Source organism: Methanofastidiosum sp., assembly GCA_020854815.1.
Lineage (GTDB): Archaea > Methanobacteriota_B > Thermococci > Methanofastidiosales > Methanofastidiosaceae > Methanofastidiosum.
Genome location: JAHKLW010000033.1, coordinates 1 through 22,273 on the forward strand (window position 1 = coordinate 1; position 22,273 = coordinate 22,273).

Sequence of the window (22,273 nt, forward strand, 5' to 3'; positions counted from 1 at the left end):
AAAAAATCTAATGACAGGTAGAACTCTCCTCTTTTAACTAAACTCTCGTTGTATTTGCTCCAGTTGCGCTGCATAAAGCAGTAGGGTTTTTATGGGGTTTAAGCTTTTCGCTTCATTTGAGGTGAATTATTCAACAAAGCAGTATATCTAAAAAGTTTTAAATAGTATTGATTACAAAAGGTCAGGTGATATAATGGTGTCTAACCTTCAAGAACAAATGAAAGTTCAAAAGATGAACATTGAAGAAAGAATGTCAAAAATTGATAAAAAGATAGCTATCGGAAGTGGTAAGGGCGGGGTTGGGAAATCCGTTGTTACTTCATTAATTGCATCTTATCTTGCCAAGCAGGGAAAAAATGTAGGTATCCTAGACCTTGATATAACTGGGCCCAGCATACCAATGATGTTTGGGGCAGATGAAAAGCCTATTGGAGGCAGCTCTGGCATAATGCCTGTAGTTACGGAAAGTGGAATCAAAATTATGTCCATGAGTCTACTATTGCCCAATAATGAAGACGCCGTAATTTGGAGAGGCCCAATGATTAGTGGCGCAGTATCTCAATTTCTTGCAGATATTATTTGGGATGAACTTGACTATTTGTTATTTGATCTACCGCCTGGAACAAGTGATGTCCAGCTGACTTTAATGCAGAGTATCAAATTAGACGGATTTGTAGTAGTAACATCTCCTCAAACACTTGCTGCAACAATTGTGAAAAAGGCGATATCAATGGCAGAAGAACTAAATGTAAAAATTTTGGGTGTTGTAGAAAACATGTCTTATGCAACTTGCCCAGACTGCGGTAAAAAAATAGATGTATTTGGAAATAGCCAGAACAATAAAATGGGAGTGTCCACTATAGGCACAATACCAATTGATCCACAAATCTCAAAGCTATGTGATGAAGGAAAAATAGAAAAGTACGAAATAGATCTTGGAGGAATTTATAAAATCCTGGAAGGATTGTAATGCATACTAAGATTAAATGTGTTGTAGATAATAATGTTAAGCTCTCCTCTAATTTTTGGGGAGAGCACGGACTTAGTTTTTTAATCCAAAACAAAGAGAAAATTTTATTTGACACAGGAAAATCTTTCGACGTATTTAATCATAATTTAGAAACATTAGGCGAAAAAAAAGAAGACATATCTAAGATATTTATAAGTCATGGGCATCACGACCATACCGGTGGGCTATTGGACATTTTAAAATATTCCAATGCGAAAGTATTTGCTCACCCTTCAATTTTTGATGCAAAATACAAAAAAAAAGTCACAGAAACTAAATATATCGGAGTCCCTTTTGAGAAAAAAGATTTCCCAGAAATATATCTAACCAAAGAAAGCATAGAGTTATCTAAGAATATATTCACGACTGGGCAAATAGAAAGAACTTTTGATTTTGAAAAAGTATCTCCAATATTCCTAAAGAAAGTAGGATCGAAATATAATCATGACGAGATAATAGATGATCAGGCTTTAATAATAAAAACTCATGTTGGAGGAGTAGTGATACTGGGATGCAATCATTCAGGGCTATTGAATACAATTGAACACTCAAAGGATCTTATCGGTGATGATGTGTTCTTAGTTCTAGGTGGAACTCATCTCGTTTCAGCAGATGAAAAAAAGATTTCGCTCACTGTTGAATACCTAAAGAAATATGGCATAACTCTATTTGGATTTCATTGTACTGGTGACTATGCTTCGTCTAAGCTTCTTTATACACTCGGTAAAATGTATTGCCGAGGGTACACTGGATTTGAAGTATCAATTGAATTTGAAGGCTATAATTTAGGGAAAGATACAAAATGTCAGTGATCATTTAATTAAAAAATCTTTGAATTGTCCCGTATATTGCTCGTTTATTACTTCAACTTTATTTACTCTTGCGTATTTTGGGCCAACTTCGCACCATTCAATCATTTTATTAACGCAAATATCTTCTCCTTCAACAATCGCTTCTACTCTACCGTCCGGAAGATTTCTAGCATAACCAGTTACTTTTAGTCTTTGAGCTTCTTTCTGAGCATTGGCACGATAAAATACTCCTTGTACTAATCCCGAAATAAAAATCCTAGCTCTTTTCATTGCAACTTATACTATTCGTGATTTATTAAAGCTTATGCTTGATTAATGTGGAAATATTAATAATTACCCTTTTATAGTTCAAAATTTAATACTATTTATGAAAGGATTTAAAGAACGTCAAAACATTAAAACAGATATACAGCTTTTAGATGATTTAATAATAGGTGGAATACCAAGAGATTCATTTTTAGTACTTCTTGGGGAAGGTGGAACCGGAAAATCAGCAATACTTGGAGAGTTATGCTATAAATTTCTTAATAGGGGCGAACCTGTAATATATGTGGCGCTTGATAATTCGCCACCATCTATCTATTCAGATATCAATGGCCTTGGGTGGGACCTTACACCTTTCTGTGAGAAAGGTCTTCTAAGATTTTTAGATTGTTATTCATTCAGAATGAGAACGGATTATGATGAGAAGTGTATTACTATACTAAGAGAACCAGAAAATTTACCAAACTTCACAGATAGATTGGTTAGTTTAATGGATGAAATGGGCATGAATGGCAAAGGGATAGTATTGATTGATTCTCTCACTGAATTCATGACTTTATCTGATCCTTCTCAAGTAGTAGATTCTGTTAAAAACTGGAGGGCAAAGGGGACAAAGGAAAGAAATGTATTATTTATTTCAACACTCCATTATGGGCTCAAGGCATTTGAGGGATTCTCGGATGTATTTGATTATATTGTGGATGGAATTATAGATTTAAGATATGACCCAACTTATATGGCTTCAGATATTCTTCTAAAACAAATAAGAATTAGAAAAATAAAAGGTTCAAACCATTATACAAATTGGGTAAATTTTATCATCCAGAAAGGAGGATTAAAACCTCTTATAATTGAAACTAAAAATACAAAAAAGAAAAAAACAGATAAGAATTTAAAGAAGAAAAGTCAAAAATAAGATTTTTAATTTAAATTTCTTTAATCAGAAGCAGTGATTTTATGAAAAGACTTTTCAAATATTACCCCGAAGATTTCAAAGATCTTCCTGTCAAAGTGCTACACATGGATTTAATCTTTGATGTTTATGATGATCACACGAATGTAAAATCAAAACTTAAAATAAAATCTTTAACTTCTCCACTATCAAAGCTTGAGTTGAATGCTAAAAATCTAGAAATCATATCTATATCTGTAGAAAATTATGATATAGAATATGAATACAGAACAGATGAGAATATTATTGCAATAAATTTTAGAAAATCAGTGGCACCTGAAACAGAATTTGTAATAAATACTGAAACTATCTGCAGGCCAACTACAAATATCTTAGAGGGATTATATTATGATGAAACACCCAAAGGAGCGCCACCACAACAAATTACTCAGTGTCAACAATGGGGATTCCAGAGACTTGTCCCATGTTTCGATGATATGATGGCAAAATGCACTTACGAAACTACAATTATTGCAGATTCAAGATATACTAATCTAATTACAAATGGTGACATCCTTGAAGAGAGACATTCTGTCGGGAATGGAAGAGACAAAATAAAATATTCCAATATAATTACTCCAATGGCGCCATACCTTTTCTTTTTAGGAGTTGGAACTTATTCAACTTTTAAGAGAGAAGTTGAATATCCAGAAGGACATAAATTTATCTTGGAATTACTTGTACCTCCTAACTCAAAAAAAGAAATAGCAGAAAAGGCTTTGGATGTTCTACATAATTGCGTAATCTGGACATATCTTTTTACTGGGCCTAATCAATATGATAATCTTGGCATCAAACATCAAATGATGTCTTTAATTGAGGAAAGAGAAAAATCTAAAATTGAAGGAGATAGTCAAAAACTTGAATTATCAAGGAAGAAGTTATTGGAACTAAATAATAAAATTGTACCCGGATATAGATATACCGGTACAGTTTATCGTGAAATTGGAATGCAAAATTCTGATTTTGGAGGTATGGAAAATGTTGGCAATACAACAATCAGTACAAATAGAATCATGCCTTTCAACGATATGACTGATAATGGCTTTGAGTACATGACTTCTGTTAAGGTGCATGAATACTATCATAATCTAAATGGTTCAGAAGTCACAGGTAAAGACCCATTCCAGATATGGTTAAATGAAGCAGTCACTGTAATCATTGAAAGATGGTATCATGAATTTCTTTTTGGAAAAGATTACAGTAGGCTAAAAACTGTATTAACTTTACTCGCTCCGAGCAGTGGAACATTTGCATCTGATCAGGGTTCATCCGTAATGCCCATATTGCCGGATGGATTTAATGACCCAAATGAACTTATTACAGGAGTAACATATGTCAAAGCACCTGAATTTGTAAAAATGATTGAAACTTTCATGGGGAAAGAAAAATTTGTCAAAGGTTTAGATTTATATCACAAGAGATTCAGTCATGGAAACGCAACAACAGACGATTGGATCAAAGCAATGGAAGAAGTTTCAGATATGAGATTTTCTGAAATGGCCAAACAGTGGCTAAAACAAACAGGTTTTCCAACAATTGAAATAAAATCACAATACGACAATAAAATGAAAAGACTAAAACTTTATTTAAAACAATTGACTCCAAAAAAAGAGATATTATGGACCTTTCCACTAAAACTTGCTGTTGTCGATGAAAAAGGTAATGATATCATTGAAACTATAAAAAAAATAGATAGTCCAGAAACCACTGTTATTTTTGATAATATTCCAGAATCTCACTTTCTATCTTTGAACAGAGATTATTCTTTTTACGGGAAGATAAATTTTGATATACCCACAGAGGAGATAATATCTCAAATCAGAAAGGACAAAGATACAATTGCTAAATATGTTGCATTCTATAAGCTTCTTGATAAGGAGAAAATGCGGCTTTTAAATAATATAGAGCTTGAGCCAATTGGAGATATAATTGATCTATATTTTGAACTCATTTCTGATGAAAATCTAATGGAAAGAGCTGGCGGTCAATTTCTTACAATATTTGAATCTGTCGACGATCAAAAATTTGCCCACCATTATAACAAAATATACAATGTTAAAAAGAAGCTAATGGAATCAATTGCAAATAAATACAAGAAGGAGCTTTTAGATATATATCATAAATATAGTGTTCCCTGTTCAGGCAAGAGTTATATCGAAACTAAGAGTATCGAAATAAAAAGAAGGCAAGTAAAAAATATTGCTTTGTCTTTATTGGCCACTTTAGATACACAAGATATCCACAAAATTATCAAAGACCAACTTGAGAAGTCAGATTCTGCAACAGATAAATTGACAGCTTTTTCTTTGTATCTTAATAGTTCAGCAAAAGATAAAATGGAAGTTCTTAAATTAGTTGAGGAACGGTCAAAAAAGAATTTGGTGAGCTGGGAAACATTTCTTGCAATTATTGCATCAAACAGTAGCGATGATACATTAAAAATTATAAAAAGAATTGAAAGCTCCGATTCATTTAGGATTGAGCAATCTAATGATCAAAGAGCATTGTATGTTCAATTTGCCCACAATAGAAAGAAGTCCTTAGAAACTGAAGAAGGAAGAGATTTCTTAAAAGATTCAATAATAAAGATTTCTAAAATAAATGAGTATACAGCTGTCAATGCAATAAAGGTATTTGGGAATATAGATGATATGGAAGAAAAACACCATTTAGCTTTGGTGAAGGTGCTTATTGATATAATTTCAAATATAACCCAAGAAAAAATGCCAAGCGTCTATAACACTGCTAGAAGATTATTGATAGGGGCTCCAGTAGCTGTAGAAAAATATAAAGATAAATATGGCGAAATTAATTTCATAAAATAGGTTAGAATATGTCCGAAAATAAAGAATATCTCCCTTTTGTAGTAAAAGAAGAAGTGAGTTTTTCCTTAGTTGGATTTGTTAGAAGAGATATTGTTCACAGTAGTTTTAGAATACCTCACTTCTCAGTTAATATTGTTCCAATTATCAGAGGCACAGAAAAAACTATTTTGCATAAGAGGTCTAAAAAGAGGAAGATAGACCCTTAAATATGATTTCAATGGCGGGCATGTTAGTTATGACCCCCTTATTTTGTTGGGCTCAAAGGCAATTGAGCAGTCAAACGATAAAACGGCCTTGAGGGAAACTAGGGAAGAAATAGCCGTTTCAAATGATGGAAGACCTTATGTATTCTCGTCTAGAGATCTGATAAGATTCACAAAAGTCGGCGAACTCTTAACAGGCTTTGATGATCACAGTTCAATAAATGTTGGATATATGACAGGGTATATCTTGTTTTTGCCTAGAGATTCAACAATTATAGTCACTGATGAAAATGAGGATGGGACAATTGAAGAACTATCTTACGAAGAGATCGATATGTCCGAAGTAGTTTCATCATTTAAAGAAAGACCATCCGATTTTGCAGGTGGTGCAACAGCTGTCTTAAAAGAGTTATCCAGTACGAAAAGCGACGCTTACAATAGATTCTGGCACATTGTAAATATAAACAAAAATAAAAAGAATTAATTATTTATTCAACAACAAAGATTAATTTAACTGTAGCTTTATATTTTGTTATCTTACCGTCAGTAACTTTGCCTGTTAATTTTTCAACTTCCACGCCTTTAATGTTGTGGATGGTCTTTGAAGCAACAAAAACTGCTTTTGCTACTGCATCTTCCCAGCTTATCTCAGATTTTCCAACTACTTCAATCACTTTCGCAACTTCAGACATAATAATCCCCATTACAATAAGCTTCTTTCTATAAATAGTTTTGCTTTATTAACAATCAAAGATTAACCATTTAAATCAGCAATAGTTTTTCATCAACGAGGGATGAAATGAGGATTATCCTACATAAACTTAGATCATATTTAACTGATTGGAAGAACTTATTAACGCACTCTGTTTTCGGCATAGGAATCCTAGTTATAGGAGTTTTTTCTCCAATACATCCACATGCAAGGATGACTCTAGTTGGGTCTGTAGTTTGTTTGAATATAATAAGGATGAAACATTTCTAGGTTAATCTTAGATTCCTTTTTTCCTATTTACTTTACTAATTACCCCTATATATCTCTGCACTTAAAATAGATAAATTTTTATTATAAGAAATATAATAATTATTATGTCGCTTTTAGTAATTGCATATCCAGAAATTAAAAAGAAGAATTATGATTGGATTCAAGATTTAAGAAATAAATATGATATGCTTTACTATGATGTTGTCAAACCCCATTTTACTTTTGTCTTTCCAGTTTTTAATTTAAATAAAAAAGAACTTACTCATGAAATAAAGGAAAAATCTAAAGGGTTAAAAGAGATTGATTTCTACCTTAGATGTGCTGTGCTAAATAAAGATGCCTTCAATGATTACTGGCATGTCTTTTTAGTCCCAGATGAAGGATTCAGCAGTATTACAAAAATCCATGATAAATTCTATTCTGGGAAACTCAAAGATGAGCATTTTCTTGCTATCCAGTTTATACCTCACTTGGGAGTTGGGAATTCTACAAATGCAAATGAATGTAAGAAACTTGTGGATGAATTAAACGAAAAGAATTTCGAGATTCACGGCAAAATAAAAAAGCTTACAATAGTAAATTATGAGGATAAGAAGGTAGAGGATATAGAAACAATCGATCTAGGGTAGAAATTTTCAATCATTTGATTCCTTTATTACAATAATCTGCCTTAATGTACCCACTAAACTTAAAAACTTAATCAATATACCAAAGAAAAGAGATTATAATGAACAATTGGTGATTATATGAAATATAATGTTTCTGAAAAGATTATATCTGCTCATTTGGTTGAGGGCGAGATGCAAAGTCAAAGCCTTATTGCAATTAAAATTGATCAGACTTTAACTCAAGATGCAACAGGCACACTTGCCTACTTACAGTTTGAAGCAATGGGGGTACCAAAAGTAAAAACTGAATTATCGGTAAGTTATGTTGATCACAATACTCTACAGACTTCATTTGAAAATGCAGATGATCACGCATATCTGCAAAGCGTTGCAAAAAAATATGGGCTAGTCTTTTCAAGACCTGGAAATGGAATCTGCCACCAGCTGCATCTTGAAAGATTTGGAGTTCCTGGGAAAACTCTACTTGGCTCTGATAGTCACACGCCAACAGGCGGCGGTATAGGAATGATTTCTATGGGTGCGGGGGGGCTTGACGTCGCACTTGCAATGGCAGGTGAGCCATTTTACTTGAAAATGCCAAACATAGTGGAAGTTTGTCTTGATGGAGAACTTTCTGATTGGACTTCTGCAAAGGATGTAATTTTAGAATTATTGGGGAGATTATCCGTTAAGGGCGGAGTTAATAAAATATTTGAATTTACTGGGAAAGGTATTGAGAGTTTATCTGTTCCTGAAAGGGCAACAATTACAAATATGGGAACTGAACTTGGCGCTACAACTTCTATTTTCCCAAGTGATAAAATAACAAAAAAGTTCATGGAATCTGAGGGCAGAGGAAAGGAATGGCAAAGGATTGAAGCTGACAATAGTGCAGAATATTCTGAATCTATTTCAATTGATTTAGACAAATTAGAACCAATGATTGCAAAACCCCACATGCCCGACAATGTTGTGAAAATAAGTGAAATTGAAGGCACTAAAGTATCTCAAGTAGCAATTGGAAGTTGCACCAATTCATCCTACAAGGATTTAGCACTAGTATCAGAAGTTCTAAAAGGAAAGACAGTTCATCCCAATGTAAGTCTTGTTGTTTCTCCTGGTTCTAAACAAGTTTTGTCTATGATAGCAAAGGATGGCCATCTGAAGAATATTGTTGATGCTGGAGGAAGAATATTAGAGTGTACGTGTGGTCCATGTATTGGAATGGGACAAGCCCCTACATCGGAGGGTACTTCCCTTAGAACATTCAACAGAAATTTCAAAGGTAGAAGCGGTACAAAAGATGCAGATATCTACTTAGTAAGTCCTGAAGTTGCAGTTGCGGCTGCTCTTTATGGAGTTATAACTGATCCTAGAAAATTAGGCAAATACCCAAAGGTAGAGATGCCAGATAAATTTGAGATTAACGATAACATGTTCATTTTTCCAACAGAGGATGGAAAGGATGTTGAGATAGTCAGAGGGCCAAATATAAAGCCTGTTCCAAGAAACGAGAGTCTAAAAGATCCCTTGAGAGGTTCTGTTCTATTAAAAACTGGAGACAATATTACAACTGACGATATAATGCCTGCAGGGGCGAAGATATTGCCACTTAGATCAAATATTCCAAAAATTTCTGAATATACTTTTGAGAGGATAGATAAAGACTTCCCTTCAAGGGCTAAAGCTAAAGATGGCGGATTCATTATCGGAGGTTCAAATTATGGTCAGGGCTCTTCAAGGGAACATGCGGCAATTGCCCCAATGTTCTTGGGGGTCAAGGCCGTAATTGCTAAGAGTTTTGCAAGGATTCATCATGCAAATTTAGTTAACTTTGGGATAGTACCCTTAACATTTTCAGATGAAAAGGACTATGACAGAATTGAGTTTGGGGATGAGCTAGTAATTGAAATAGGAGATTTTAGTAACATCGGCTGTAAAAATGTTACAAAGAATCAAACATACAAGCTCAATAAAAATCTCTTGGGCAGAGATTTAGACCTTTTAAAGGCCGGCGGGGCCTTAAATTATGTGTATAACAAAATGAGGAGATAAAATGAGTGGAGATTTAATCACAATAAAATCGGGAAAGATCGATGTTCCTGATTATCCTATAATTCCTTTCATTGAAGGGGATGGAATAGGTCCTGACATATGGAAGGCATCCCAAAAGATTATGGACGCCGCCATCCAAAAAGCATACGGAAGCAAGAGAAAAATATACTGGACAGAAGTATTGGCTGGAGAAAAGGCTTTCAATAAAACAAAAAGCTGGCTCCCAGATGAAACAGTTGATAAGATAAAAGAGTGCATAGTGGGCATTAAGGGACCTTTGACAACTCCTGTTGGAGGAGGTATAAGAAGTATTAATGTTACACTAAGACAAGTTCTTGACCTTTATGCATGTATAAGGCCTGTTAGGTACTATACTGGGATCCCATCTCCAATGAAACATCCAGAATATGTTGATATGATTGTTTTTAGAGAAAATACCGAAGATGTTTATTCTGGCATAGAATGGCCTGCGGGCTCTGACGAAGCCAACAAAGTTATTTCTTATCTTGAAACACAGTTTGGAGTAAGAATAAGGAAAAACTCTAGCATAGGTATAAAACCCATTTCAGAGTTTGGAACAAAAAGGATTGTTAAGAAAGCATTTGATTTTGCCATTGAAAATAGTAGAAAGTCCGTAACTGTAGTTCACAAAGGAAACATAATGAAATACACAGAAGGGGCTTTTAAGAATTGGGCATATGATCTTGCTAATCAGGATTACAAGGGTAAGATTATCCCTTATACTGAGTACAAAGATTCTGGTATTGTGCTAAAAGACGCTATAGCTGACAACATGTTCCAGCAAGCTCTTTTGAGGCCCGCTGAATATGATGTACTTGTCATGCCAAATCTAAACGGAGATTACTTCTCTGATGCACTTGCAGCTCAAGTTGGCGGACTTGGGATTGCGCCTGGTGGAAATGTCGGAGATGGCTACGCAGTATTTGAAGCAACTCACGGCACCGCACCAAAATATACAGGAATGGACAAAGTAAATCCGGGATCATTACTACTTTCTGGCGTTATGATGCTAAACTACCTTGGATGGAAGGAAGCTGCAACTTTAGTTGAAAAGAGCTTTGGCGAAACAATAAAACAAAAATATGTCACATATGACTTCGCTAGGCAGATGGAAGGCGCAACAGAAGTAAAATGCTCCGAGTTTGGAGAAAGAATAATTAAAAATATGGATAAAAATTAATCCTCTTTTTTACCTTTCTTTTTCTTTTGAACAACTTCTTTTCTGAATTCTTCGATATCCTCTTCAGGGATTTCTGGGAAATATATCAGATCGTTTACAAATACACTTTCCTTAATACTTCCATAGCCGCATTCTTTACAGATATCCCTTACCATATAATTGAATGATTCAACAGAAACATCAGTACTACCGCAATTTGGGCAGATTTTGATGTACCCTTTCATGCGTGTTTCATCAATAGGTTTTTTCTTCTTCATAATTCTTCAGGTTATCTATTAGATTATTTGATTATAAAAATCTATTCAATCAAGATAGTACATTCTGACCTTTTTACCGCCAGATGTTAGAGTTCCTACCTCTTTAAATCCAACTTTATTATGGAATTTAACTGAGTCTTCATTTGGGGGTTCAATAGATACTTCTGCTACAAGGGGTATTGGCCCTTTCTTGTTTATCACTTCTTTGTATAACATAGACACAATCCCTTTGCCTCTCATAGACTCATCAACAATTACTCTATCGATATAGTAGTATCTCCTGAACTTATTTTTAAACCATAGAAAATTGATATTATCATAATCTGTGCTGTGATCCATAGCCATCAAGAATCCAACTACTTTCTCAGTATTTTCAATCACACTGAAGAATGGGATGTTCATATATTTTTGAAAAAACGCAATTTCCTTTTTACCTACCCATTTAGATTCTATATTGTTTAATTCTAGTATTCTAGGTAAGTCTTTTTCTTGTGCTCTTCTAATATTCATTAATCTATTAGATTATTAGGTATATTAAAATCTTTAGTTCTATCTTTCATATGTTAGTTTTTTAAAAAGATAGGGTATCTATCTAAAATAGAAGAGAGGATATTCAATGGATAATTCATCAGTTGATCTAGAAACTATTGGTTGGGATTCATACTTTGAAGATAATTTTACCGAGTATAAAGAGGAAGGATTTGTACCTGGCCGAATTACTGAAGTCCAACGTAAAAGTTTCATGGTGATCACAGAATTAGGCGAGATTGAATCAAGAGTTTCTGGTAAATTTAGATTTAATTCTCCGGACAAAAGTAATTTCCCGGTAGTTGGAGATTGGGTGGCCATAAAGACAGAGATTAATAACAAGGGAACTATTCATGAAGTGCTGCCAAGAAAGAGCAAATTCTCTAGAAAAATTGCAGGTAAACTTACAGAAGAACAGGTCTTACTTGCAAATGTTGATGTGGTTTTGATTGTATCGAGACTTGATCATGATTTTAATATTCAGAGGATTGAAAGATACCTTACTTTAGTTTCAAAGAGTGGTTCAAAACCAGCCATTGTACTGAATAAATCTGATATTTGTGAAGATATTGATCATAAGCTAGAAGAAGTGAAGAAAATAGCTCCAAATGTTGCAATACATAATTTGAGTGCAGAGTTAAATGAAGGTTTGGATTCAATTGAACAATATCTAGAAAAAGGAAAGACCATAGCACTTCTTGGGTCTTCTGGCGTAGGTAAATCAACAATTATTAATAGATTACTTGGTACTAATCGTCAAAAAGTTAGTTCTGTAAGAAAATCAGATAGCCATGGGCGACATACTACGACTTACAGAGAGATGATTATGCTTCCAAATGGAGGGATGATTATTGACAATCCCGGAATGAGAGAGCTTCAATTGTGGTCTGATGGTGACGATGTTAGTGATGTCTTTTCTGATATAGAAGCACTTTCAGATAACTGCAGATTTTATGATTGTACTCATATTAGCGAGCCAGGATGTGCTGTAAAGGTTGCAATTGAAAACGGTGATCTCGAAGCACGTCGTTATGAACATTATCTCAAACTGAAAAAAGAGATAGAATACCTTAATATAAAACAGAACGAGATGGGTAGAGTTACAGATAAGGCTAGAGGGCGAGGCATGTCTAAAAAAATAAAACTCATAAGAAAAATGAGGACTGATAAATACTAGATTAATAATTTTAGTAAAATCATTAAGCAATCATTTCAAAACCTTTAAAACTATCCATTTCTTAAAGTATTTATGGCAACTTTAAACCATATAGCGCTACTTGTTTCAAATCTTGAAGCATCAAAAAGATTCTATAAAGAAACACTAGGATTAGAACCAATCTTTGAACATCCAATAAGTGGCGAACAGTTCGAAAAAGTAACAGGTTTAAATGATTTTGATGTTGTATTTGCAGTATTATCTGATAATAAATCAAAGGTAAACATCGAACTAGTAGAATTTAAAAATGGCCTCATGGAAAGTCCTTCAATATTTAATCACATTGCATTTGAAGTAGATGATGTCGATGAACTCCATCAAAAGTTTGTTAATAATTGTATAGAAACAGTTTCTGAACCAGTAACACTTACTCATCCACACCCAAAAATAAATGGCAAGAGATTCTTCTATTTTTATGATCCGGATGGGAACATAATAGAAGTATATAATAAAAAAGAAGGATTGTACTCAGAATAAAATTAAAAATAATTTATCATTCAGGAAGGTAAGTAAATCTTATTCCCATTCCTTCTCTGACCTTATACCTTATGTTCATTCCTATTAGCAATGCAGTTATTGGCTCAATCAGTCTTGCATTCTGTAGTGGTCCACCATCAATTGCCCTAGCACTAGGTATATCCTTTGCAAGTTCCATTATGTTTTTCCTTGCATCTTTTGAGCCGCCACATACCATTATATCACAATCGACATCTTTTTCAAGGTCAGAAAGTCTGTCTGCGCTTACATTCTGAAATGCGCTGATTACTTGAACATTCTCTGGTACTAAGCTCTGAATAACTTCGGCAGCACTTCCTTCCCAAGGAGAAATAACAGTCGTTGCTTTTCCACCAACTGCAGTTGAAAGAGGCACAACTACCGATATAATTGTTTTCCCTTCAGTTAAAGCCTCTTTAATAGACGCTACAGTAGGAATAAGATGCGAATAAGGAACACTTATCACAATTATGTCTGCTTTTTTTGCCGCTTCTAGATTATCGAATCCTAGTATCTTTGCTTCAGGAACTTTTTCCTTTATAGTTTGAACATCAGACCTTTCTATTTCTAATAAAGAACATGCAGTATCGATACATATCTCTTTTAGATTATCGGCAGATGCACAAGCCTTACTTTCTTCTCTAGATCCAATAAAGATTTCATGTCCAGCTCTTGCCCATCTTAAAGCAAGTCCCGTTCCCTGTCCGCCAGTTCCCCCAATAATGGCAATTTTCTTCATTTTAATCAACCTTAGAATAAATTATACTTGTCTATATATAAAAAGTTTTTGAGAGAACACTTTCCAATAAAATAGGATGAAAAATTAATTAAAAAAAGAATAAGAAAAATAAAATAATTTACTTGTATTTCTTGTGTTCTTCTTCTCTGATCTGTTGCCACTTCTTGCCTTTTCTTATACCTTCAAAGACAGGCTCAGCATCTCCTGGTCCTTTACAATATATGGCGTAGTCCATTGTTTCTGCGTATGCTGGGTCAACTGCTCCACCGGCAACTATGAATGGTACTTCTATACCCTCCTTCTTCATAAGTTCGGCTACCTTGGGGAATGCAGTTCTTGTAGTTGTCATTAATGCTGTTCCAGATACGACATCTGGTCTTTCCTTCTTTGCTGCCTCAATTACTTTATCCCATGGAACACTTGCCCCTAGATCAGTTACTTGGTATCCCTTTGCAATCAAGATTGACTTAACAATGTCTTTTCCAATGGCGTGAACGTCACCGAATGCAACGTGCATAATAATCTTACCCTTTGGCTTGACATCTCCCATTGCGCTTTGGCAGTGGCTGATACCTTTCTTCATTGCATTTGCGGCAAGTAATATTTCAGGCACGAATGCATATCCACCATCATACATCTCTGCTACTCCAATTGCACCAGGCAATAAGGCTTCTTCTACTAAATCGATTGGCTTTACTCCTTTCTTAAGAGCTGCTACTACTAGATCTTCAGTTGTTACAGCATCTCCTACCATAACTGCTCTTGTAATATCTGCAAGGTCAGCATTTGTTGGTATGTATTTCTTTATGATTTCTTCTTTGCTTAGTGCGACAACTTTTCTCTTTACTTTCTTTGGTTCGCAAGCTTCGACCATTGCCCTTATGTTTGCATTTGGAGTCATTGGTGGTGTACCGCAAGCAGGTGATAGAATATCAACACCATCTGTGATATCTCTTAATGACTGTGTGTAAACATAATCTGGTTTACCCATCATGACTACCGGGATTGTTTCCAAACTACCAACTAGTGTAACTCTGTCTCCAAGACCCATTACAGCTTCCTTAACGGATGTACCAGGAGCTTCAAATGAGAATGCATCAAATCCAGAATGTGGAATTCTGTCCATGTAACCTCTTGTGTCACCACAGATATGTAACATTGATACAACATCCTTTGTTTCCTTTGTTAATCTCTTATATCTTGGTTCAAGGAAATACTGGAAGTCCTTTGGATCCAATAAGTCTCCTGATGCTGTTGGATCAGGCATGTAGAATCCGTCTACACCGCTTGAATCTGCAGAGTTTCTAATGATTTCAATACATAGATCAGTACAAATATCAAGACAAGCTTCAAACTTCTTCTCTTCTTGTTTTGACCACATTAATATCCTATCAACACCAAAAAGGTGCCCTGCAATAGTCATTGGTCCGGTAACTGTTCTTAGAACGGGAACAAGATTTTCATATTTTTCAACGAGAATCTTTGCAGACCCTTCAACTATTGGATTTCTCCCCTTTGATACAACATCTTTAGGCATGTTGTATTTTGTTGGATCAGTATTCTCAAGTGCATGCTTCAATACTGATGGATGTCTAAGGTCTGTTCCAAGGTCAATTTCTGCTCCTAGCATAGTTGCTTCAGATACTAAATCGTTATGGGATATCAATACATCTAGGCCCCAAACTTCGTATCTGCCTGCTTGGAACTGTGCCATGACCTTTGAATCTGTCTGACATGCTGGCCAAGTAACATTTGTTGAAGCCATTAATTCTTTACAAAAGTTAGAAAGAACCATTACAGGTGTTCTATCAACACGGCCGCCTGTCATAGCGGACATGAATCTTCTATATGGTGTCATTTCTCTTAATGCCAAATAATCTCCTCCTTTATGTAGTCAACCAATTAAAATAGGTTAACTTACCCAATTGTTCCTTTTGATTAATTAATAAAAGGTTTTTCATGGATGGTCTAGCCATCCAATTATTTAATCAACAATAGTCAAAAAATAAATTTTAATTTAAAACAATAAATATAGAAAAAATTATAGAAAGATTATTTCTTTTTTGGTTTCTCAGCCTTAGCAGCATCTGGAGAAGCGCTGTATCTGAATGGAGTTGCTATTGGAAGTCCAAGTTCTTTTATTAGCATCATTGAAAATACATAGCATTTCGCATTTATTCCGTTAATAACTTCATCAAAAAATGCAGTATCAAGAGGTTTCTTTCCTTCCCATTGTTCAAGGATTTTTTTCCTGAACTCTTCTCCTTCTTGGTAGTAAACATTTCCTTTCATGCTTGCGCTTCCGACATCTGGATCGTAATTTGAGAGAAAGTTAAATTCAACATCCAATACGTTCAATCTTCCACCTGGGCCAGACATCTGTATTTCTTTAATTGAAACAATATTTGGTGTCTGAGTGAAACTTACAGGCCCTTCAGGAGCTTTCTCCAATTTTTTCTTTTCTACTTCGGCTTTTGTAATATTAAAATTAATTATTGGCATATACGACCTCCTTTTTCCTATGGAATGAAGATTTGTTTTTAAAATTAACTATTGATATATTATATTTTATCAAGAATATCTGCTCTTGTGATTATTCCTACAACTCTTCCCGTTTCTTCAATAAGGACAGCTTGATTTTCTTTTAGAAGTGTGTAAACTTCAGCAAAACTTTGTTCTTTAGATACTACTGGGAAACTTTCATCCATGATCTCGGAAACAGTAAGATCGGGAGTTTCACAAATCTTCCCAATCCCTAGTTTTTTAATAAGGGATTTCTCCGATAGGCTCCCAACTGGAGACCCATTTCTCAAAACAGGCAACTGGGATATATTATATCTTGCCATTATTGTTATTGCATCACTAACCTTATCCTTCGGATGAACGAATATTACTGGAGAAACCATTACATCCTGTATTTTTTTCATTCTAACTCTTAACTCTTCCAATGCATTTAAGATCTTATTAAAAGTAGAAAGTTTGGGATCAATCTGTTTATTCTCAAGTTTGGCAATGTATGCTTGTGTAACCCCAGCTTTAATTGCAAGCTCTTTTTGAGTAGCTCCAAATTTTTTCCTCAATTTTTTTACTTCGCCAAGATCGATCATTGAATCGCCTAAAACATTTCTTGTATAATTTTAGCAATTGATATATCTGAAAATTTTGAAGGAATTGAATCAGAACCGAATATGCCATCAATCCCTGCATTTTTTAATCTTTCTTCTGCATTTGATATCATTAAAAGATGAGTTGCGCCAGATAGTACCTTTAAAGTGCCTTCTCTTTTAAGAACTTCACACGCCTTAGCCATAGTTCCACCGGTTGATATTATGTCATCGACAATTGCGACATCTCTGCCTCTAGTGTTTATTTCTTTTGGCCTAATCTCCACAGTATCTCCAGAAAGCCTTGTCTTTTCGAGATGGTCAAACTCTGCTTCCATTTGGTCTGCAACAATCTTTGCCCTTTCGACTGACCCTTTATCGGGCGATATAACAACAGGCTCGTTAAGTTTTAGATCCATTAAATATTCTGCTATTAATGGCATAGCTGATAAATTTTCTCCACCCATAGCTTTTGTGATTTTTATATCATGTATATCAACAGTATATTTTGATTCAAGTTCGAATCTGTCAATCATCTTTGCTAGAGAGATCCCAGAAACAGATTCCCAGTCCTTAAATCTCTTGTCTTGTCTTGCATAAGCCATGTAGGGGATTAACAGGTTAATCTTGATGTTTAAGTCTTTTAACGCATCAATCATGAAAAAGAGCTGCATTATATGCTCATCTTGGGGATAATATAACGATTGAACTATTAAAATTTCTTTAATATCTTTGACTTTTTCATCAAATCTAACATATCCTTCTCCATCGGGGAATCTTTCAAAATGGCAGTCGATTAATTTGAAATCACCTTTTAATTTTTCAAGAGTTTTTTTCGATGAAAGTGATGTAACAAACATGGAAACACCTTAAATTAGGTATATCTAATCATTAATATATTTTTCTCTTTATAAGCATTATATAAGCGATATATTTTTAAAGGCTAGACAACTATAAACGCTAAAGTATTTCTAGAGGAAATCAGAATGGTAAGGAAAAAATCTTCTTTAGAAGAAGTAAAACCAGTCAACGAAGAATTAGTAGATATTACTGAAGAAGTTAAAAGAGTTAGAGACCAGATTAAATCTTTTTACGATGTCGCTACTACTGAAGAAATAGAAGTGCCTGAAAATTTAATTGATCAAGTCATTGGCCAAGATCATGCTGTTGAAATCGTTAAGACGGCAGCTAAACAAAGAAGAAACGTATTGCTAATAGGTGAGCCTGGAACAGGAAAATCAATGCTAGGATTGGCAATGGCCGAACTTCTTCCAAAGGAAGATCTTGAAGATATACTTGCTTATCCAAACCCTGATGACCCGAATACGCCCAGAATTAGAACGGTACCAAGAGGGAAAGCAAGACTTATAATTGACGAACACAAGGCCATGGCAAAAAAACAGGAAGAAAGCAAAAAGATGATAATGTTCTTCGTTATAGGTGCGATAATTGTTATTGCGTTAACTCAAGGACAGTTAATATGGGGGCTGTTTCTTGCAGTTATTATATTCTTTGGAATGCAGACATTTAAGATTAAAAATCAAGTCATGATTCCAAAGATATTAGTTGATAATTCTAAGTGGGATCATGCTCCGTTTTTGGATGGAACAGGAGCCCACGCTGGAGCATTACTTGGAGATGTTAGACACGACCCATTCCAGTCCGGAGGGCTTGGTACACCTGCACATGAAAGAGTTGAAGCGGGTATGATTCACAAGACCCATAAAGGTTTACTTTTCATAGACGAAATCTCAACATTAAAAATCCAGATGCAACAAGCCATTCTTACAGGTATGCAAGAAAAAGCATACCCTATAACTGGGCAAAGTGAAATGAGTTCTGGTGCAATGGTTAGAACTGAAAAAGTTCCATGTAACTTTGTTTTAGTTGCTGCCGGAAATCTTGAAACTTTAAGAGACATGCACCCTGCATTACGTTCAAGAGTTAGAGGTTATGGTTATGAAGTTTACATGGAAAATTCAATGCCTGCCAACGAAGAGAACATTAAAAAGATTGTAAGATTTGTTGCACAGGAAGTTAAAAAAGATGCAAAAATACCACATTTCTCCCTTGATGCAGTAGCTGAAATTGTTCAAGAAGCAAGAAGGAGAAGTAACAGAAAGAATCACCTTACCTTGAGATTGAGAGAACTCGGAGGAATGGTAAGGGCAGCTGGGGACGTCGCATTGTCTAGAGGAGACACTATTGTGACAGTTGAGCATATTGTTGAGGCAAGAAAACTTTCTAGATCTCTAGAACATCAAATAGCTGACGACTATATTGATAGGAAAAAAGCTTACCGGATATTTGGATCCAAAGGAGCTCAGATAGGAAAGGTTAATGGGCTTGCTGTTTTGGGCGAAGGAAGTGGAATTATCACTCCTATAGAGGTCGGTGTTAGTAGATCATCATCAAAATCTCATGGAAATGTAATTGCAACAGGAAAACTTGGAGAAATAGCAAAAGAGTCAATATCTATTGTATCTTCTTTAATAAAGAGATATTCGAACAAGGATTTATCTAGTTTTGATATTACTATTCAGTTCCTTCAAGCATATGAAGGAGTCGAAGGGGATAGTGCCAGTGTATCTGTTGCAACAGCAGTTATCTCTGCGCTAGAAGAACTTCCAATAAGACAAGATGTTGCAATGACTGGCTCACTTTCAGTTAGGGGTGATGTTCTCCCAATAGGTGGTGTCACTGCCAAAATAGAAGCTGCCCTAGAGAGTGGAATGAAAGAAGTAATTATCCCTGAATCAAACAAAGACGACGTATACATAGAAAAATCAAAGAGAGAACAGATTAAAATAGTTCCAGTAAAGAGATTAGAAGATATTTTGAGCTATGTACTAATAACAAATAATTCAGATTTTATTAAAAATCTAACAAAATTAAAAGAATCTCTAGGAGTACAAGCGTGATTAAATGTTTCATTTTATAGAGTCAATTGGTGTTGACTCTAATTGTTACATCCTTGAAAGTGATATAACTGCACTGATTGATACTGGGACATTCAAAAACTACAGAATATACGATTATGTAGATGAAAATGATTTACAAATAGACCTTATTATTAACACCCATTGCCACTACGATCATATCGGCGGCAATAAATTTTTTCAGGTACCAATATATGCTCATGAAAAAGACTATCTTGACATAAAAAATGGATCGGAAAAAACTTTTTTCTGGGGATTTTCAGAAACTTTTGAAGGATTTAAAGATGTAAATCCCCTCAAAGAAAACGATGAAATAGACCTTGGAGATTACTTGCTTAAAGTAATTCATACACCCGGGCATACATCAGGATCAATGTGCTTACTTGAAGAAGATAAGAGTTACCTCTTTTCAGGCGACACTGTCTTCAAAGGGTCAGTTGGTCGGTATGATCTACCCTCTGGAAATCTTCAAGAATTAAAGGAATCGTTACAAAAGCTTTGCGATATTAAAGTAAATGAAGTATTCCCTGGGCATGGCGAAAGTTTCCCCGGGAAAGATCTTTTATTTAACAAGTATATGATTACTCTAATGGAAGAGGATATATAAACTTAGGATATCGTTCGGCTTAACTATTTTTACATATAATTTATGATGCAATTAAAGGCCATTTATACCTAGAGAGTATTCAATAATAATTATAAATGGCATGAATTTAATTCACTAAATGCCAAATAGTGTTTATTCCTGCCAAATAAAATGACTAAGATTTAAATACTTAAAAAATTAACATCGTAATGGGGAGGTATTCTATGGAGAACATAGATCCTTTTGGAAATGTATTAAAACAACTTGATAAAGTAAACAAAGTTCTAAAACTTGACGAAGGAATATACGAAGCGCTGAAGAAACCTAAGAGATTTGTTGAAGTAACTATCCCTGTTACTATGGATAATGGTAATGTTAAAGTTTTTACTGGTTATAGATGTCAGTATAATGATGCCCGTGGACCAACAAAAGGAGGAATAAGGTATCATTGGAATGTATCTCCATCTGAAATAAGGGCACTAGCGGCTTGGATGACGTGGAAATGTGCAGTTGTTGATATACCTTATGGAGGGGGCAAAGGAGGAATAATCTGTAATCCAAAAGAAATGAGCGATCGAGAAATTGAAAGACTTTCTAGAGGATTTATTGCAGCTATTTACAAATTTATAGGGCCAGAATTGGACATACCCGCTCCAGACGTTTATACCAATCCGAAAATTATGGGATGGATGATGGACGAATTTTCAAAGATAAGACAACACTACACCCCGGGAGTAATTACGGGAAAGCCACTATCGATTGGAGGTTCTCTAGGAAGGGGAGACGCAACAGCAAAAGGGGCATGGTACACTATTAGAGAATACATAAAATATTTGAAATGGGATATAAAGAAAACAACCTCAGTGGTCCAAGGATTTGGAAATGCTGGAGCTTATATTGCTAAATTTTTACATGACCAAGGCTCTAAGATTATAGCTGTTTCTGACTCGCAAGGAGCAATTTACAACGAGGCCGGAATTGATCCATATAAAGTCTTTGAACACAAAGAAAAAACAGGGTCTGTTTCTAACTTTGCAGGTGCAAAAAACATAACTAATGAAGAACTTCTAACACTTAAATGTGATATTCTATGTCCAGCCGCACTTGAGAATCAGATTACTGCAAAAAATGCCGACAAGATTCAGGCTAGGATGATTGCTGAACTAGCCAATGGACCAGTGACACCTGAAGCCGATGAAATTCTTATCAAAAAAGGAATATTTCAGTTGCCTGATTTCTTATGTAATTCTGGAGGAGTAACAGTTTCATATTTCGAGTGGGTCCAGAACTTAATGAACTATTACTGGTCTGTTGACGAAGTATATGAAAAACTTGACAAAAAGATGACAAAGGCATTCTGGGATGTAATTGCGGCTAAGGAGAAATATAATATTGACATGAGAACAGCTTCTTACGTTGTTGCAATTGAAAGAGTGGTCGATGCAATGAAAGCAAGAGGATTCGGTTACTAGTTCTTATTTTTTCTTTTTAATTA

At 34.9% G+C, this 22,273-nt stretch carries 24 protein-coding genes; 15 read left to right on the forward strand and 9 right to left on the reverse strand.

Going from position 1 to position 22,273, the window contains the following annotated elements:
* The first annotated feature begins 193 nt into the window (after window positions 1-193).
* Both KO464_04280 and KO464_04285 read left to right on the forward strand, forming a co-directional pair.
* Window positions 194-970: an Mrp/NBP35 family ATP-binding protein gene (locus KO464_04280; GenBank protein MCC7572590.1), complete on the forward strand. Its 777-nt coding sequence runs from the start codon at window positions 194-196 to the stop codon at window positions 968-970.
* Window positions 970-1,821: an MBL fold metallo-hydrolase gene (locus KO464_04285; protein MCC7572591.1), complete on the forward strand. Its 852-nt coding sequence runs from the start codon at window positions 970-972 to the stop codon at window positions 1,819-1,821. The genes KO464_04280 and KO464_04285 overlap by 1 nt, the downstream gene beginning before the upstream one ends.
* Here KO464_04285 and KO464_04290 read toward each other — a convergent pair whose 3' ends face one another.
* A complete protein-coding gene (locus KO464_04290) occupies window positions 1,822-2,091 on the reverse strand; it encodes an acylphosphatase (protein MCC7572592.1) in 270 nt (89 codons plus the stop codon).
* Window positions 2,092-2,188: 97 nt separating this feature from the next.
* Between KO464_04290 and KO464_04295 the strand changes: the two genes are divergently transcribed.
* Genes KO464_04295 through KO464_04310 form a run of 4 tightly spaced genes read left to right on the forward strand, consistent with a single transcriptional unit; the run spans window position 2,189 to window position 6,552 of the window.
* Window positions 2,189-3,001: a hypothetical protein gene (locus tag KO464_04295; GenBank protein ID MCC7572593.1), complete on the forward strand. Its 813-nt coding sequence runs from the start codon at window positions 2,189-2,191 to the stop codon at window positions 2,999-3,001.
* Window positions 3,002-3,042: 41 nt separating this feature from the next.
* Entirely contained in the window at window positions 3,043-5,865 is a 2,823-nt protein-coding gene (locus KO464_04300) for a M1 family metallopeptidase (GenBank protein MCC7572594.1), read from the forward strand.
* An 8-nt stretch (window positions 5,866-5,873) separates the two neighbouring features.
* On the forward strand, window positions 5,874-6,071 hold the full coding sequence (locus KO464_04305; GenBank protein ID MCC7572595.1) for a hypothetical protein: 198 nt from the start codon (window positions 5,874-5,876) through the stop codon (window positions 6,069-6,071).
* 43 nt (window positions 6,072-6,114) lie between these two features.
* A complete protein-coding gene (locus KO464_04310) occupies window positions 6,115-6,552 on the forward strand; it encodes a hypothetical protein (protein MCC7572596.1) in 438 nt (145 codons plus the stop codon).
* Window positions 6,553-6,556: 4 nt separating this feature from the next.
* Here KO464_04310 and KO464_04315 read toward each other — a convergent pair whose 3' ends face one another.
* Window positions 6,557-6,760, reverse strand: coding sequence for a dodecin family protein (locus KO464_04315; GenBank protein MCC7572597.1), 204 nt, complete (start codon window positions 6,758-6,760; stop codon window positions 6,557-6,559).
* Window positions 6,761-6,867: 107 nt separating this feature from the next.
* Between KO464_04315 and KO464_04320 the strand changes: the two genes are divergently transcribed.
* The 4 genes from KO464_04320 to icd all read left to right on the forward strand — a co-directional run bounded on the left by KO464_04320 (window position 6,868) and on the right by icd (window position 10,914).
* A complete protein-coding gene (locus KO464_04320; GenBank protein MCC7572598.1) occupies window positions 6,868-7,050 on the forward strand; it encodes a hypothetical protein in 183 nt (60 codons plus the stop codon).
* 104 nt (window positions 7,051-7,154) lie between these two features.
* Window positions 7,155-7,679 carry a 2'-5' RNA ligase family protein gene (locus tag KO464_04325; protein ID MCC7572599.1) on the forward strand — a complete coding sequence of 175 codons (525 nt, stop codon included), beginning with the start codon at window positions 7,155-7,157 and terminating at the stop codon, window positions 7,677-7,679.
* A gap of 117 nt (window positions 7,680-7,796) precedes the next feature.
* Window positions 7,797-9,713 carry an aconitate hydratase gene (locus tag KO464_04330; GenBank protein MCC7572600.1) on the forward strand — a complete coding sequence of 639 codons (1,917 nt, stop codon included), beginning with the start codon at window positions 7,797-7,799 and terminating at the stop codon, window positions 9,711-9,713.
* A gap of 1 nt (window position 9,714) precedes the next feature.
* Complete coding sequence (gene icd, locus KO464_04335; GenBank protein ID MCC7572601.1) at window positions 9,715-10,914, forward strand: isocitrate dehydrogenase (NADP(+)); 1,200 nt, start codon at window positions 9,715-9,717, stop codon at window positions 10,912-10,914.
* Here icd and KO464_04340 read toward each other — a convergent pair.
* Together KO464_04340 and KO464_04345 are read right to left on the reverse strand one after the other, a co-directional pair.
* Entirely contained in the window at window positions 10,911-11,171 is a 261-nt protein-coding gene (locus KO464_04340; GenBank protein MCC7572602.1) for a hypothetical protein, read from the reverse strand. The two genes, icd and KO464_04340, sit on opposite strands and share 4 nt — an antisense overlap.
* Window positions 11,172-11,216: 45 nt before the next feature.
* Window positions 11,217-11,681 (reverse strand): GNAT family N-acetyltransferase, encoded by a 465-nt coding sequence (locus tag KO464_04345; GenBank protein MCC7572603.1) that lies wholly within the window; start codon window positions 11,679-11,681, stop codon window positions 11,217-11,219.
* Between the two features lie 106 nt (window positions 11,682-11,787).
* Between KO464_04345 and rsgA the strand changes: the two genes are divergently transcribed.
* Window positions 11,788-12,876: a ribosome small subunit-dependent GTPase A gene (gene rsgA / locus KO464_04350; GenBank protein ID MCC7572604.1), complete on the forward strand. Its 1,089-nt coding sequence runs from the start codon at window positions 11,788-11,790 to the stop codon at window positions 12,874-12,876.
* 72 nt (window positions 12,877-12,948) lie between these two features.
* Entirely contained in the window at window positions 12,949-13,392 is a 444-nt protein-coding gene (locus KO464_04355; GenBank protein MCC7572605.1) for a VOC family protein, read from the forward strand.
* Window positions 13,393-13,408: 16 nt separating this feature from the next.
* On the opposite strand, the gene npdG is transcribed toward KO464_04355, so the two are convergent.
* The 5 genes from npdG to prs form a co-directional block, all read right to left on the reverse strand.
* A complete protein-coding gene (gene npdG / locus KO464_04360; GenBank protein ID MCC7572606.1) occupies window positions 13,409-14,149 on the reverse strand; it encodes an NADPH-dependent F420 reductase in 741 nt (246 codons plus the stop codon).
* Between the two features lie 118 nt (window positions 14,150-14,267).
* A complete protein-coding gene (locus tag KO464_04365; GenBank protein MCC7572607.1) occupies window positions 14,268-16,022 on the reverse strand; it encodes an MtaA/CmuA family methyltransferase in 1,755 nt (584 codons plus the stop codon).
* Window positions 16,023-16,201: 179 nt separating this feature from the next.
* Window positions 16,202-16,651, reverse strand: coding sequence for a hypothetical protein (locus KO464_04370; GenBank protein ID MCC7572608.1), 450 nt, complete (start codon window positions 16,649-16,651; stop codon window positions 16,202-16,204).
* Between the two features lie 59 nt (window positions 16,652-16,710).
* Window positions 16,711-17,256, reverse strand: a complete 546-nt coding sequence (locus tag KO464_04375) for a CBS domain-containing protein (GenBank protein ID MCC7572609.1) — start codon at window positions 17,254-17,256, stop codon at window positions 16,711-16,713.
* Between the two features lie 8 nt (window positions 17,257-17,264).
* On the reverse strand, window positions 17,265-18,113 hold the full coding sequence (gene prs, locus KO464_04380; GenBank protein ID MCC7572610.1) for a ribose-phosphate diphosphokinase: 849 nt from the start codon (window positions 18,111-18,113) through the stop codon (window positions 17,265-17,267).
* A 126-nt stretch (window positions 18,114-18,239) separates the two neighbouring features.
* On the opposite strand from prs, the gene lonB reads away from it, so the two are divergent.
* The 3 genes from lonB to KO464_04395 all read left to right on the forward strand — a co-directional run bounded on the left by lonB (window position 18,240) and on the right by KO464_04395 (window position 22,250).
* Window positions 18,240-20,174: an ATP-dependent protease LonB gene (gene lonB, locus KO464_04385; GenBank protein ID MCC7572611.1), complete on the forward strand. Its 1,935-nt coding sequence runs from the start codon at window positions 18,240-18,242 to the stop codon at window positions 20,172-20,174.
* A gap of 4 nt (window positions 20,175-20,178) precedes the next feature.
* Window positions 20,179-20,799, forward strand: coding sequence for an MBL fold metallo-hydrolase (locus KO464_04390; protein ID MCC7572612.1), 621 nt, complete (start codon window positions 20,179-20,181; stop codon window positions 20,797-20,799).
* 203 nt (window positions 20,800-21,002) lie between these two features.
* Window positions 21,003-22,250, forward strand: a complete 1,248-nt coding sequence (locus KO464_04395) for a Glu/Leu/Phe/Val dehydrogenase (protein ID MCC7572613.1) — start codon at window positions 21,003-21,005, stop codon at window positions 22,248-22,250.
* Window positions 22,251-22,273: the final 23 nt, after the last annotated feature.

What these genes read in the sequence shown, in the direction of transcription:
- KO464_04280 (MCC7572590.1), top strand. Translation starts at nt 194, where the DNA reads ATGGTGTCTAACCTTCAAGAACAAATGAAAGTTCAAAAGATGAACATT.
- KO464_04285 (MCC7572591.1), top strand. Translation starts at nt 970, where the DNA reads ATGCATACTAAGATTAAATGTGTTGTAGATAATAATGTTAAGCTCTCC.
- KO464_04290 (MCC7572592.1), bottom strand. Translation starts at nt 2,091, where the DNA reads ATGAAAAGAGCTAGGATTTTTATTTCGGGATTAGTACAAGGAGTATTT.
- KO464_04295 (MCC7572593.1), top strand. Translation starts at nt 2,189, where the DNA reads ATGAAAGGATTTAAAGAACGTCAAAACATTAAAACAGATATACAGCTT.
- KO464_04300 (MCC7572594.1), top strand. Translation starts at nt 3,043, where the DNA reads ATGAAAAGACTTTTCAAATATTACCCCGAAGATTTCAAAGATCTTCCT.
- KO464_04305 (MCC7572595.1), top strand. Translation starts at nt 5,874, where the DNA reads ATGTCCGAAAATAAAGAATATCTCCCTTTTGTAGTAAAAGAAGAAGTG.
- KO464_04315 (MCC7572597.1), bottom strand. Translation starts at nt 6,760, where the DNA reads ATGTCTGAAGTTGCGAAAGTGATTGAAGTAGTTGGAAAATCTGAGATA.
- KO464_04320 (MCC7572598.1), top strand. Translation starts at nt 6,868, where the DNA reads ATGAGGATTATCCTACATAAACTTAGATCATATTTAACTGATTGGAAG.
- KO464_04325 (MCC7572599.1), top strand. Translation starts at nt 7,155, where the DNA reads ATGTCGCTTTTAGTAATTGCATATCCAGAAATTAAAAAGAAGAATTAT.
- KO464_04330 (MCC7572600.1), top strand. Translation starts at nt 7,797, where the DNA reads ATGAAATATAATGTTTCTGAAAAGATTATATCTGCTCATTTGGTTGAG.
- icd (MCC7572601.1), top strand. Translation starts at nt 9,715, where the DNA reads ATGAGTGGAGATTTAATCACAATAAAATCGGGAAAGATCGATGTTCCT.
- KO464_04340 (MCC7572602.1), bottom strand. Translation starts at nt 11,171, where the DNA reads ATGAAGAAGAAAAAACCTATTGATGAAACACGCATGAAAGGGTACATC.
- KO464_04345 (MCC7572603.1), bottom strand. Translation starts at nt 11,681, where the DNA reads ATGAATATTAGAAGAGCACAAGAAAAAGACTTACCTAGAATACTAGAA.
- rsgA (MCC7572604.1), top strand. Translation starts at nt 11,788, where the DNA reads ATGGATAATTCATCAGTTGATCTAGAAACTATTGGTTGGGATTCATAC.
- KO464_04355 (MCC7572605.1), top strand. Translation starts at nt 12,949, where the DNA reads ATGGCAACTTTAAACCATATAGCGCTACTTGTTTCAAATCTTGAAGCA.
- npdG (MCC7572606.1), bottom strand. Translation starts at nt 14,149, where the DNA reads ATGAAGAAAATTGCCATTATTGGGGGAACTGGCGGACAGGGAACGGGA.
- KO464_04370 (MCC7572608.1), bottom strand. Translation starts at nt 16,651, where the DNA reads ATGCCAATAATTAATTTTAATATTACAAAAGCCGAAGTAGAAAAGAAA.
- KO464_04375 (MCC7572609.1), bottom strand. Translation starts at nt 17,256, where the DNA reads ATGATCGATCTTGGCGAAGTAAAAAAATTGAGGAAAAAATTTGGAGCT.
- prs (MCC7572610.1), bottom strand. Translation starts at nt 18,113, where the DNA reads ATGTTTGTTACATCACTTTCATCGAAAAAAACTCTTGAAAAATTAAAA.
- lonB (MCC7572611.1), top strand. Translation starts at nt 18,240, where the DNA reads ATGGTAAGGAAAAAATCTTCTTTAGAAGAAGTAAAACCAGTCAACGAA.
- KO464_04390 (MCC7572612.1), top strand. Translation starts at nt 20,179, where the DNA reads ATGTTTCATTTTATAGAGTCAATTGGTGTTGACTCTAATTGTTACATC.
- KO464_04395 (MCC7572613.1), top strand. Translation starts at nt 21,003, where the DNA reads ATGGAGAACATAGATCCTTTTGGAAATGTATTAAAACAACTTGATAAA.